10 protein-coding genes are annotated in these 12325 nt (G+C 49.8%); 6 read left to right on the forward strand and 4 right to left on the reverse strand.

The window, feature by feature from the left end; genetic code table 11:
- Window positions 1-74 precede the first annotated feature (74 nt).
- Window positions 75-1271 (reverse strand): enoyl-ACP reductase FabV, encoded by a 1197-nt coding sequence (gene fabV / locus K331_RS0109555; protein WP_028590127.1) that lies wholly within the window; start codon window positions 1269-1271, stop codon window positions 75-77.
- A gap of 732 nt (window positions 1272-2003) precedes the next feature.
- On the opposite strand from fabV, the gene K331_RS0109560 reads away from it, so the two are divergent.
- Together K331_RS0109560 and K331_RS0109565 are read left to right on the forward strand one after the other, a co-directional pair.
- Window positions 2004-3071: an ABC transporter ATP-binding protein gene (locus tag K331_RS0109560; protein WP_028590128.1), complete on the forward strand. Its 1068-nt coding sequence runs from the start codon at window positions 2004-2006 to the stop codon at window positions 3069-3071.
- Between the two features lie 378 nt (window positions 3072-3449).
- On the forward strand, window positions 3450-4319 hold the full coding sequence (locus tag K331_RS0109565; RefSeq protein WP_028590129.1) for a sugar phosphate isomerase/epimerase family protein: 870 nt from the start codon (window positions 3450-3452) through the stop codon (window positions 4317-4319).
- 17 nt (window positions 4320-4336) lie between these two features.
- On the opposite strand, the gene K331_RS0109570 is transcribed toward K331_RS0109565, so the two are convergent.
- Both K331_RS0109570 and K331_RS0109575 read right to left on the reverse strand, forming a co-directional pair.
- Window positions 4337-5206, reverse strand: a complete 870-nt coding sequence (locus K331_RS0109570; protein ID WP_028590130.1) for a sugar phosphate isomerase/epimerase family protein — start codon at window positions 5204-5206, stop codon at window positions 4337-4339.
- Window positions 5203-6261, reverse strand: coding sequence for a Gfo/Idh/MocA family protein (locus K331_RS0109575; RefSeq protein ID WP_028590131.1), 1059 nt, complete (start codon window positions 6259-6261; stop codon window positions 5203-5205). The genes K331_RS0109570 and K331_RS0109575 overlap by 4 nt, the downstream gene beginning before the upstream one ends.
- A 153-nt stretch (window positions 6262-6414) precedes the next feature.
- Here K331_RS0109575 and K331_RS0109580 point away from each other — a divergent pair, with 153 nt between their 5' ends.
- A complete protein-coding gene (locus tag K331_RS0109580) occupies window positions 6415-7290 on the forward strand; it encodes an AraC family transcriptional regulator (protein WP_028590132.1) in 876 nt (291 codons plus the stop codon).
- A gap of 310 nt (window positions 7291-7600) precedes the next feature.
- Here K331_RS0109580 and K331_RS0109585 read toward each other — a convergent pair whose 3' ends face one another.
- A complete protein-coding gene (locus tag K331_RS0109585; RefSeq protein WP_028590133.1) occupies window positions 7601-8512 on the reverse strand; it encodes an SDR family oxidoreductase in 912 nt (303 codons plus the stop codon).
- Window positions 8513-8606: 94 nt separating this feature from the next.
- On the opposite strand from K331_RS0109585, the gene K331_RS0109590 reads away from it, so the two are divergent.
- The 3 genes from K331_RS0109590 (at window position 8607) to thrC (ending at window position 12181) form a co-directional block, all read left to right on the forward strand.
- A complete protein-coding gene (locus K331_RS0109590; RefSeq protein ID WP_028590134.1) occupies window positions 8607-9641 on the forward strand; it encodes a helix-turn-helix transcriptional regulator in 1035 nt (344 codons plus the stop codon).
- Window positions 9642-9689: 48 nt separating this feature from the next.
- Entirely contained in the window at window positions 9690-10460 is a 771-nt protein-coding gene (gene aroD / locus K331_RS0109595) for a type I 3-dehydroquinate dehydratase (RefSeq protein ID WP_028590135.1), read from the forward strand.
- 320 nt (window positions 10461-10780) lie between these two features.
- Window positions 10781-12181 (forward strand): threonine synthase, encoded by a 1401-nt coding sequence (gene thrC / locus K331_RS0109600; RefSeq protein WP_028590136.1) that lies wholly within the window; start codon window positions 10781-10783, stop codon window positions 12179-12181.
- Window positions 12182-12325 lie beyond the last annotated feature (144 nt).

Genomic DNA, 12325 nt, shown 5'->3' on the forward strand with positions numbered 1-12325 from the left:
AATCATGATCATGCTAGTTGGCATGGCCGAGAGCCTGCATGAACTTAGCATTATCGAGTATTCGTTATTTATTTTTATTTATTGATAACATTTGCAACGGTTACTTCAGGATCAACCTCGGCCTCATAATCTACACCATCGATCTCGAAGCCGAACAGTCGGAAGAATTCACGGCGATAGCCTTCCAGATCAGTCTTCTCATAGATGTTATCTGTATCCACTTCGGCCCAGAGCTGTGCTACCTCCTCCTGGACATCAGCCCGCAGCTCCAGTTCATCAATTCGGATGCGTCCCTTCTCATCCACTGGAGTTCCGTCAGCAGCATACAGGCGATCTGCGAATAGACGATACATTTGCTCGATGCAGCCCTCATGAATCCCCTTCTCCTTCATTACACGATACAGTGCGGAGATGTAGAGAGGAACGACTGGAATCGCCGAGCTGGACTGGGTAACCAGTGCCTTACAGACAGCAACATAAGCGCGTCCACCAATAGAAGAGAGCTTGTTGGTCATTGTAAGAGCTGTAGCTTCCAGATGGTCCTTGGCTCTGCCAATAGTTCCGTCGCGGTAGATCGGCTTCGTAATCTCCGAACCAATGTATGAATAGGCAATGGTAGTGGCGTTGTCTGCGAGCACTCCAGCTTCGAGCAAGCGGTTAACCCAGTCCTGCCAGTCCTCACCGCCCATGACAAATACAGTATCCTCAACCTCTTGCTCCGAAGCGGGCTCCAAAGTAACCTGGCTTACTTCTCCGGTATGGAAATTAACCGTTTTGTTCGTGTAGGTCCCATTGAGTGTCTTCAGTACGGAAGTCTTGGTCTCGCCTGTAGCTGGATCGGTACGGCGAGCTGTAGCTACACTGTATACCACCAGATCAACCTGGCCCAGCTCACGACGAATCAGTTCAATCGTTTCAGCCTTCAGCTCAGCTGAGAAGGCATCTCCTGTAATACTGTAGGATTTGAGGCCAGCTTCCTGAGCTGCCTCTTCAAAGGCAGCCGAATTGTACCAGCCAGCAGACGCTGTGCGCCCCTTGCCTGCGGAGCTTTCACGATAGACGCCAATTGTATTTGCATTAGCCCCGAAGGCTGCTACAATGCGTGAGGACAGTCCATAGCCTGCAGAAGCTCCGATGACCAATACATTTTTCGGTCCGCTAATGGCTGGCTGGGATTGTACATATTGTACCTGCTCGCGTACTTGCTGAGCACATCCGACTGGATGAGCCGTTGTGCAGATAAAACCTCTGGTTCTTGGTTTAATAATCATGTGTATTCATTACCTCTCTTCAGATCCGTAAATTGTACAAGCGAAAGCGTGAAGTCTGATTCACAATCTCTTTCTAAACCATCATTGTATTCTTTGATGTACTATCCTATTTTAACGATTTTTTTGAAAAACGAAAACCTTGTGTCTCCATTCAACAGGATTTAGTCATTATTTGGGTTGGTGAGCCCATGATGGAGCTGTTATTTCTGAATGTGTTTTTGAGTGTTAATAAACATGACATAATAGTGTTACATGTCAAAGATTGTTTTGACGTTCATAGGGATTATTGTATAGAATGTAAGAGATCGTGCAATGTATCAGATAGGTATCATTACCTAATATTTGGTTTATTTGCAGTTATGCTACTGTCAATCCGTTGTTTTTATTATTTTTTATCCACTGTTTAATTCTTGACGTCAGGTCAGAGAGTGGGTAGAATAAATTAAATAATTGTGCAAGTTGTGTCTATATAACTGTGAGCAGCATGCACAAGCATCAGTGGAGCTGAGTCATCTTGTAATCGCAAGAAAAACATCCGCTTAGGGCGGTCTATCTTCTTACGCAAGTACGTCGATTGATGTTTTTCTTTAGATTATACAACCTAACAGCTTTAGCGGAGCTGGTCATTTGTATAATCGCAAGAAAAACAACTGCTTAAAGCGGTCTATCTTCTACGCAAGTACGTCGATTGATGTTTTTCTTATTAAATAATGAATGTGAGTGATATAACATATGAGTCGTCTTTTGGAAGTTAAGGATTTAGCTATATCATTTAAGACTCGTGGCGGCGAGCTGCAGGCGATCCGCGGAGTCAGCTTTTACGTGAACAAAGGGGAGACACTTGCCATCGTAGGTGAATCCGGTTCAGGCAAGAGCGTTACCTCACAGGCCATCATGAAGCTAATCCCTGAGCCACAAGGAATGTACAAGCGTGGACAGATTATGTTTGACGGTCAGGAAATCATTAAGAAGAATGACAAGCAGATGCAGAGCATTCGTGGTAATGAGATCGGCATGATCTTCCAAGATCCGATGACCTCTCTGAACCCGACAATCAAGGTAGGTAAGCAGATTACAGAGGTGCTGTTCAAGCACAAAAAAATGAATAAAGAAGCAGCGCGCAAGCGGGCAATTGAGCTGCTGGATCTGGTAGGTATTCCATTGCCGGAGCAACGCTTTAATCAATATCCGCATGAATTCAGTGGCGGTATGCGTCAGCGGGTCGTTATTGCAATGGCACTGGCTGCTGACCCTAAGCTGCTGATTGCGGACGAGCCAACAACGGCTCTTGACGTTACGATCCAAGCTCAGATTCTGGAACTGATGAAGGATCTGCAGAAGAAGATTGGGACAGCCATTATTTTCATTACCCATGACCTTGGTGTCGTAGCTAAAATGGCAGACCGCGTAGCGGTTATGTATGCTGGTCAGATTGTGGAAACTGGAACGGTACAGGAAATCTTCTACGATCCGCGTCATCCATACACATGGGGATTGCTTGCATCCATGCCGCATCTGGACAGCAGAGGTAGCAAGCTGACTGCGATTCCAGGAACGCCACCAGACTTGCTGCATCCGCCTAAAGGTGATGCATTTGCGCTGAGAAGCTCCTATGCTATGAATATTGACTTTGAGAAGGAGCCACCTTTGTTCAAGGTATCGGATACGCATTATGTGAAGTCCTGGCTGCTTCATCCGATGTCTCCAGCGGTAGAGCCGCCAGAAGTCGTGAAGACCAAGCGTCGCGATCTGGAGCAGAATTATGCTGAGCCTGTCATGGTGGATGCTTACGAGCTGTAAGACAAACGGATTATAATGCAAGGTCAGACTGCTGGGGATAGTAGCCCCTGACGGTATTGCATCTATAGAATGCGTTTTGTTGAAATAATTGAATAGCAACAGCGGCCTATGAGCTCATAAGGTTGCTGTGTCTCGGGTGGTGTACTGTCATAACGACGGTGCACCACCTTTTTTTTCATTTTTTGCTATCCGTATATATGTAATCATACATGTAATGATCTCATCGTTTGCAGATGCAAGCGAGCTTTGTACCAGACATGAGTAGGAAAATGAACAACGAAAAGTTAAAATAGAATATAGTTCCAGCGCGATTCACATTCACTTGTTGACATGAAGGCTATATGGCTAATCATATTCTGAACAGGGAGCGTGAGGACAATGGCAGCATTTGCTAACAAAATAGGAGTCATCTCGGACAGCTTCGGTCGAGGGGTGTATCAGGATTTGCTTGAAGCCCGAAAGGTAGGAGCGGAGGGCGTTCAGATCTGGGCAACCCAAGGGGAAATGGACCCCATACGGATGGCAACGGACAGGCGCAAGGAACTGCGCCAATATGCTGCAGGGCTTAGCCTGGATATCTCTGCACTATGCGCCGATTATGGCGGCTGGGGCTTCCGACATGCTGCGGACAATCCGCACCGAATCGAGCAATCCAAGCGGGTGATGGAGATGGCGCTTGACTTGGATTGCCGGATCGTGACGACCCATATTGGCATTATTCCTAAAGATACGAATCATGATGAATATAAAGTGCTTCAGGAGGCATGCAATGAGCTGGGACGCGCGGCTTCGGCTCTTGGGGGATATTTTGCGATTGAGACAGGACCCGAGCCTGCCGACCGATTGAAGCAGTTCCTGGATTCATTGAACACACCTGGTGTTGCGGTGAATTTTGATCCGGCCAATATGGTGATGGTGACAGGCGATGATCCCGTCCAAGGCGTATATAGCTTGAGAGATTATATTGTTCATACACATGTGAAGGACGGTATCCGATTAAGGGAGGTTGATCCTTATGAGGTATATGGGAAGTTAAGTCATGATCAGATCGCGACAATGGCTGAGACAGGAGCTGGCTTCCGGGAGGTTCCGCTGGGGGAGGGGGCGGTTGATTTTGAAGCCTATTTTGCAGCCTTGCAGGCGATTGGATATGCCGGATATTTGACGATTGAGCGGGAAGCAGGACAGCAGCCACATATCGAGCTTGAGGCTGCCATCCGTTTCGTTCGCCGCTATCGTGATGCCTGACTACACGCGTCTTCCGCCTATAGCTCATTCCAGATCCGGCGAACGTTGGCCATGCCAATCCTGGAGCCTGTGCGACAATCCTCCATCCCTTCGAATTCGAGGGACAGATAGCCGTCATAGCCTGATTGCTTAATGGAGCGCAGCACCTCTCGGAGATCCAGATCTCCATGTCCGGCAATAGCCCCTCTCAGATAGTTGCCGCCAGTGGTTCGGAACCAGCCTTCTCCAGGGCCATCTGGTGAATCTGCACGAGCGGGACGAAGATAGAAATCCTTGATGTGAATCATGGATGCATAGGGAAGATTATTGCGGACAGCAACCACCGGGTTCTCGTCGGCACACATGAAATTACCAATATCCAGTGTTGTCTTGTAATTGGGTTCCTCCACTGCTTCGACCAGCGCCTGGACACGATCACTATGCTGAATGAAGTATCCGTGATTCTCTACACTCGTAGTGATTCCGAAGGCAGCAGCATATCGTGCTACCGTACGGCAAGCGTGGGCCAGACGGTCGAGCTGCCTGTTAAAATGTCCAATAGAGACATCCTTACTGGAGGCCACATCATGTCTCATAAGCTTGACACCCAGACGAGCGGCGATATTCACCTGGCTCTTGACACGCTCAATTTCCGCCTCGTAAGCGTCATCATGGTTCGTCAGGAAATTGGCTCCGATCGCATAGTTGGATATCTCCAGCCCGGCGGCAAGCGCTTGAGAGCGAATCCGATCAATTAGTTCCGGTTGCTCTGTCAGATCGAAGCCGAGAGGCACAATTTCGATATGCTCACTTCCGAGCTCAGCTGCATAATCAATGAAGCCGCCGATATCCATTTCACCCTTGCGCAGTGCGTTATACAGGCTATAGCTGCTTAATCCAAGCTTCACAGCTGTACCTCCTTCCCAAGCTGGGCAGATGTGTAGACGGCATTAAGAATTTTCGTAATCTCCACACCATCCTCAACAGGACTAAGCGGCTCCTTGCCTGATTGAATGCATTCGATGAAGTGAGCAATTTCATTCGCAAATGCGGTGTCCACCTGGAAAGTGGCACTATCTGTCTGTGGATGAATATTTAAGATAGTGTTATTTTTCTCGGAGACCATCACCAGCTGAGGATCAATCTCCAGCCCCCCTTGATCTCCATATAGCTTGACTGAGCTTTCGTTACGCTGTGCATGGAGCGAGAAGCTAACATCGACGAATAGAGACGCTCCGTTCTCGAATCGGATTAAGGCATTGGCCATGTCCTCAACGTTGTTCTTACTAGCGTCATAGTCCGCAGCCTGGTAACGGGAGAGGTTCGCGATATGTGCGCGATTGCCCAGACGGTAATAGGTGTTTCCGCTGACGGATACGGCTCTGGGGCGGCCCATCATATACCAGCATAGATCAATGACGTGCACGCCAATATCAATCAAGGGGCCTCCGCCTGAACGATCCACATCACTGAACCAACCCCCTGGATTCCCCAATCTGCGAATGGTTGATGCCTTGGCATAGTACAGTTCTCCGAATTCTCCAGCCTCGACGAACGAACGGAGCATTTGAACATTGGGATCATAGCGTCGAACGAAGCCAACCTGCAAAATGTTTCCAGAGCTGCGTACTGCCTCCTGTATACGAATAGCCTCATCAACGGTGCGGCATAGCGGCTTCTCGATGAGTACATGCTTGCCCGCTTGTAGTGCGGCAATACTAATCTCGGCGTGGGTGCTATTCCAGGTGCAGATACTGACGGCATCAATGGCACTGTCAGCCAGCAACTCCCGGTAGTCAGAATAAGCCTTCGTAGCGCCGTTCGCCGTGGCTACTTGCTCCGCTCGTGCTTTGTTGTTATCGCAAATGGCCTCGATGACGACGTCCGGATGATTACGGTAGGGTCGAAGATGGAAGTCGGATATACTTCCTGCTCCAATGACACCGATATGTACTTTTTTCAATTGAACCAGCTCCTTTCGGGATGCTTGTTGCTTCAAATGTAGACATAAACGATGTACAACTCCATGAGGATTGACTTCATTGTAGCGGGAGAGCAATCTCTAGGCTATGTAGCCATGTGCTGTTTATTTGAATAATTGTGCGCTTCAGGAGGGATGGACGTGAGCAGAATGACAGCGTTACGAGAAGAAATGAATATGCCAGATCCTCATTTTCCAGCCAAGCTTAATTCATTGCGTTACGATACCAAAGGGCAGGTCATATTCCAGCACCACTGGCATGCCCATCTGGAGCTGCAATATTTTGTATCAGGAGAAGCGGTTATTGAATGTAATGGAGTACCTCTGCGTGTAAAGGGCGGGGATCTTGTCGTGCTAAATAGCAATGATCTGCATATGGGTGTCTGCCAATCCGACGAGCTGGCATACCATGTGCTCATTGTGGATATTGCGCTGCTGCATAGCCTGTCGCCAGATGCCATTGAGACCAAATACATAGCCCCGATCGCCCGGAACCAGATTCTGTTCCAGAATCGGATTGAGCGTGATGCCAATCTGAATCGATGCATGGATGCCATGATTGGGGAGTTCAGAGAGCAGGAGCCGGGCTATGAGCTGTCGATCAAGTCGTCCCTGTATCGCCTGCTGACCTTGTTGGTTCGTAGCTATGTCACCGAGTGTAGTCAGCTCCCGCAGCATGAGACTCGAACGAGGAATCTGCAGCGCTTCGCTCCGGTATTCGACTATATTGACGGGCATCTGGACCAGGAGCTTACGGCCAGCGAGCTCGCTGACCTGATCGGGCTGAGCCGTTATCATTTCAGTCGTCTGTTCAGCAGCCTGACGGGCAGGACGATCTCGGAGTACATCAATCAGCTTCGCATCAATAGATCCGAGCAGCTGCTACGTCATTCCAGTATGACGGTCTCCGAGATTGCCTGGGCCATTGGCTTCAAGGACGTGTCCTACTTCAGCCGGACCTTCAAGAAATACAAATCACTGTCCCCCTCTGAGCTTAGGACGGAGCGTTAGCTTTACGTTACACATTACACACTTCACACCAAACATCATATTCCCAGACCTCTTAGTACCTTGACCAGTTTAACCAGATCCAATGTGAGTGTAGAGTTGCTGCAAGCGGGGAGCGCTGTTGATCACTGTTAAACTTGCTGCTCTTTCGAACGACCTTGAAAAGCGGATGAACAGCAAGGTTAAGGGCGGCCACTATCATTTCTCCAGGGCTTCCCCGCTTTCCGCAAATCACGATCTCTTTAAGTCACGATCTCTTCAAATCATTCACACTGAAATCAGATTCGATCAAGGTACTGCTCGCCATGACTGTCTAGCGGTAGCCTTCGGTCTGAGCAGGCTTTCCTGCCTCCTGCACCTCCACCAGATAACGGAAGCAATCGGGCCTGGACCCGTCCCTATCAGTGAATCCGTAGACTTGGGCCAACTGGCCGCTGGACAACGAATGCCCATTCCAGCGAGCCTTGTCTTCATCGGCGGCTAGGGCTGCTACGGCGCGACCTACATAGAACGGCGTCTCGGATATGGCAAAATGAGGCTCCTGCTTCGTCGCATCCTCCCAATTCGATTCGGTGACGCCAAAATGCTCCAGCATCATCTCGGATCGCATCCAGCCTGGTGTCAGTGAGACAGCTGTGCAAGCATGCGGCTTCAGATCATGACTTAGCCCCCATGCCATCCGGCTTACAGCCGTCTTGGCCAGATCGTAGAAGAGCGACAGACGATAGTGTGATTGGTTGTATTCGGCGGTACCGTCCGTCATTTCCACGACCAGACCTCCTGCTTGGCGGATTAACAATGGCAAGGCATAGTGGCTTGTAATCAAATGGGTATCAAGTGCAAGACGAAGCAGACGCAGTCCGTTGTCCAGCGAATGCTCCCAGACCGGGACGTTCCAGTCTGTGAGCAGCTCACCACCCCAAATATCGTTCACGAGGATATCCAATCGGCCTTGCTCCTGCTCAATGCGGGTGATCAGAGCCTTCACCTGCTCTGACTGTAGATGATCGACCTGCACGGGGATGCCAATCCCCCCAGCCTCGTTCACCAGCTCTGCCGTGTCCTCGATGGTCTCGGGCCGATTGTATTCCGAAATCTGCGTACGCGTCGTGCGGCCAGTGACGTATACCGTGGCTCCGGCTGCACCTAGCTCGACGGCTATGCCTCTTCCGGCACCACGAGTACCTCCGGCTACTAAAGCTACTTTTCCCTGTAATGGTTGCATGTGTACAGCTCCTTTCGTTGTCTTACCGTTCACTTTACACTATAATGATGTCATCTATTGTCATATATAATACGAATCAGCAAGGAGGGAGCCTATGAGAGCCGATCGGCTGCTTGCGCTGCTCCTACTGCTACAGACTCATGGCAAGCTGACCACCCGTGAACTGGCAGAGCGTCTTGAGGTCTCCAGTCGTACAGTCATACGTGATCTGGAGGCGTTAAGCGTGGCGGGCCTACCCGTCTATTCGGAGCGCGGGCCGGATGGAGGCTGGCGGCTGATGGAGGATTTCCGCAGTCGATTAGGAATGATGAGGCTGCATGAGATCAAGTCCTTGTTCATCGTTCCTTCCGATACAATTATGAGACAACTAGGTTTACCTGCTCGGGAGGATGAAGTCCGCGCCAAGCTGCTGCATGCCCTCCCTTCACCGATGAAGCGTGAGGCCGAGCAGTTTCTGGACAAAATCTATATCGACACAGGCACCTGGGCACCTGCTGTAGAGAGTAAGGAGCAGGCTGAGCGGTTCGCACTTGTGTATGAGGCAGTATGGGAGGAGCTTCAGCTACAAATGGAATACGAGAAAGCCGACGGCAGTCGTATCCAGCGTAGCGTGGCTCCACTCGGGCTGGTAGCTAAGGGGAATACATGGTATTTGGTAGCAAGCTCCGGGAAAGATCAACTGCGCAGCTATAGATTGTCGCGGATGTTGTCTGTTCAGATCACCTCTGATGCCATCGTTCGTCCAGCAGAATTTTCCTTGCGTGCATACTGGCACCAGAGCAAGAATGAGTTCGTACAGGGCATTCCTGTCTATGAGGCCGACGTGCTGGCACATCGCTCTATTCTGGGGCGTCTTACCTTTACAGGGAAATTCGTCAAGCATATACATCTTCATGAAGAGCGTGGTGGAGAGGGAGTAACGGACGAGAATGCCTGGACTCGTGTGAGTCTACATTTCAATGATGAAGAGGAGATTGTGGAATACGTCATGGGCTTTGGTGAGCGGATGAAGCTGGTACAGCCAGAGCATTTAATAGATACCATTGCTGAGCGCGCCCAGGCAATCCTGAAGCTGTATGGCTCTTCCAAAAATAGTAGTCAGGAGCAGCAGGCAACTGAGAGTACGTAATACCATATCCATATCCATATCCACATCAGGAAGAAGGAGTAGGTCATTTTGGCAAACACACTAACCATCAAGGGCATAACTATTGGCGCGGGCATCCCGAAAATCTGTGTCTCCATAGTAGGCGCTAATCTGGAGCGACTGAAGGAGGAAGCAGCGGAGCTGCGGCTTCTGAGCCCCGATCTTGTCGAGTGGCGGGTGGATTTCTATGAGCAGGTAGAGGACATCGATCGTGTCAGAGAAGCCTTGGCGACCATTCGAGCCCTGTTGCCAGACACCCCACTCGTGTTCACCTTTCGCAGCGCGAAGGAGGGTGGGGAGAAGGAGGTAAGCTCTTCCTATTATGTAAAGCTGAATCAGGCGATTGCACAGTCGGGTCAAGCGGATCTGATCGATGTCGAGCTGTTCCATGCGGAGCAGGATGTCCGACTGTTGGTAGATACGGCGCATGCACATCAGGTGCATGTGATCATGTCCAATCATGATTTTCACAAGACCCCAGCCAAGGATGAACTGGTAGGGCGCCTGCGGAAAATGCAGGAGCTTGGTGCTGATCTGCCCAAGATCGCCGTCATGCCAACCTCCACAGCGGATGTGATTACTCTGCTGGACGCTACCAACACGATGAAGGAGCAGTACGCGGATCGTCCGATCATTACGATGTCGATGGCGGCAAACGGGGTGATCAGCCGGTTATCTGGTGAGCTATTTGGCTCGGCGGTCACCTTTGGCGCAGCCAAGCAAGCCTCTGCTCCAGGACAGGTGGCTATCTCAGAGCTGCGTACGATGCTGACCATGTTCCATCAGCAGCTGGTGAAATAGCAATGAAGTAATGATATGCATGGTCTGCTGAATAAGATGAATCTCTGAGTCGCAGACTGCGGTTCAGAGATTTTTTTGCAAAGTCTGGGACTCGGAAGAGCTAAGGAGGTGATACTGCTTCCGGCTTTGCCGCCGTGTTCATTGGTGAAATTGGAAGAGGGCATCCGAGCATACCATGTGAATTTGTCTCTCCATGGAGGAATATAGTTCTTGTGCTGTGGACTTTCTTATTCTATAATATCAGAAAGTATGTAGCGTAACGTTGACTTCACTGGTCATAACCAGCAGAGATCTAATCAGCAATGGGGGATGCTTTGTTCATGGAATATATAAGCACAAGAGGACAGGTAACAGGTAAAGGCTTTATTGAGACAGTACTGATGGGCTTGGCGGATGATGGCGGTCTTATGCTACCAGCACAGATTCCGATGGTAACCGCCGCCACGTTGGAACAATGGAAGACGCTGAGCTATGAGGAGCTATTCTTGGAAATTTTCGCTTTGTACATCAATGATGAGATTCCGCGTGAGGACCTCAGAGAGCTGGTGCGTCGCAGCTATTCCAGCTTCCGTACACCAGAGGTGACTCCGGTGCACAAGGTGCACGACTCTTTGTATATTCTGGAGCTGTTCCACGGCCCTACCTTCGCATTCAAGGATGTAGCACTGCAGTTCATGGGTGAGTTCTACTCCTACGTGTCCAAGAAGCAGGGGCAGATCATTCACATTCTGGGTGCAACATCCGGGGATACCGGAGCTGCCGCCATTCAGGGTGTACGTGGTAAAGAAGGCATCAAGATCTGTATCCTACATCCGCATCAGAAGGTAAGTAAGGTGCAGGAGCTGCAGATGACGACTGTACAGGACGAGAATGTACTGAATCTGTCGGTTAAGGGCAACTTTGACGATTGCCAGGGCGTGATCAAGGAGCTATTCGCTGACCTTGATTTCAAGAGTCAGTATCATCTGCGGGCTATTAATTCCATTAACTTTGTACGGATTCTGGCACAGACGGTGTATTATTTCTACGCTTATCTGCACATTGAGCAGAGCGGTCAGTCTTCTAAGGTGAACATCAGTGTACCTTCTGGCAACTTCGGTAATATCTTCTCTGGCTTCCTGGCCAAGAAGATGGGGCTGCCGGTGAACAAGCTGATCATTGCCACGAATGAGAACAACATTCTGGAGCGCTTCGTGAAGACTGGCGAATATCGTCCGGGTGGCTTCAAGAGCACATATAGTCCTTCTATGGATATTCAGGTGGCGAGCAACTTTGAGCGCTATCTGTATTATTTGCTGGGTGAGGATGCCGTACAGGTATCAGAGTATATGGCACAACTGAAGGAGCGGGGGGCTATCGTCATCCGTCCTGAGGATCTTGCGAAGGTCCAGGCTGATTTTGCAGCTTATGGTACCAGTAATGAGCAATGCCTGGAGATCATCAAGTCGTACCAATCCGAGTATGACTATCTGCTAGACCCACATACGGCCTGTGGCATTGCTGCGTATGAGGCGAATCAGGAGCCAGACGAGGTCACGATCACCTTTGCTACGGCTCATCCTGCCAAGTTCAACGAAGCCATCGAACTAACGGGAATTGAACAGCAATTCCCAGAGCCGATTGCTCGCTTGTCCTCCATGCCTCAATATCAGGTTGTAGTAGATAACGACAAGGCTGAGATTGTGAATCAGCTAGAAGCCTTCTACACGCTGAAGGGCTAATGCTGTTGCTCCGACCCGTTGGGTAAGAGATATGAAACCTATCCATCGAGTTCAAGAAGAAGCTGTTCTCACGGCCAATGCTGGCTGCTGGGGGCAGCTTTTTTTTAGGATGTGACATGAAAAGTGAGCCCCAGCAATTTATAA

This window comes from Paenibacillus massiliensis subsp. panacisoli DSM 21345 (assembly GCF_000426545.1).
GTDB classification, from domain to species: Bacteria; Bacillota; Bacilli; order Paenibacillales; family Paenibacillaceae; genus Paenibacillus; species Paenibacillus panacisoli.

Excerpts from the sequence above, each read along its gene's own strand:
- K331_RS0109560 (WP_028590128.1), top strand. The coding sequence starts at position 2,004 with ATGAGTCGTCTTTTGGAAGTTAAGGATTTAGCTATATCATTTAAGACT.
- K331_RS0109590 (WP_028590134.1), top strand. The coding sequence starts at position 8,607 with ATGAGAGCCGATCGGCTGCTTGCGCTGCTCCTACTGCTACAGACTCAT.
- fabV (WP_028590127.1), bottom strand. The coding sequence starts at position 1,271 with ATGATTATTAAACCAAGAACCAGAGGTTTTATCTGCACAACGGCTCAT.
- K331_RS0109585 (WP_028590133.1), bottom strand. The coding sequence starts at position 8,512 with ATGCAACCATTACAGGGAAAAGTAGCTTTAGTAGCCGGAGGTACTCGT.
- K331_RS0109580 (WP_028590132.1), top strand. The coding sequence starts at position 6,415 with ATGGACGTGAGCAGAATGACAGCGTTACGAGAAGAAATGAATATGCCA.
- thrC (WP_028590136.1), top strand. The coding sequence starts at position 10,781 with ATGGAATATATAAGCACAAGAGGACAGGTAACAGGTAAAGGCTTTATT.
- K331_RS0109565 (WP_028590129.1), top strand. The coding sequence starts at position 3,450 with ATGGCAGCATTTGCTAACAAAATAGGAGTCATCTCGGACAGCTTCGGT.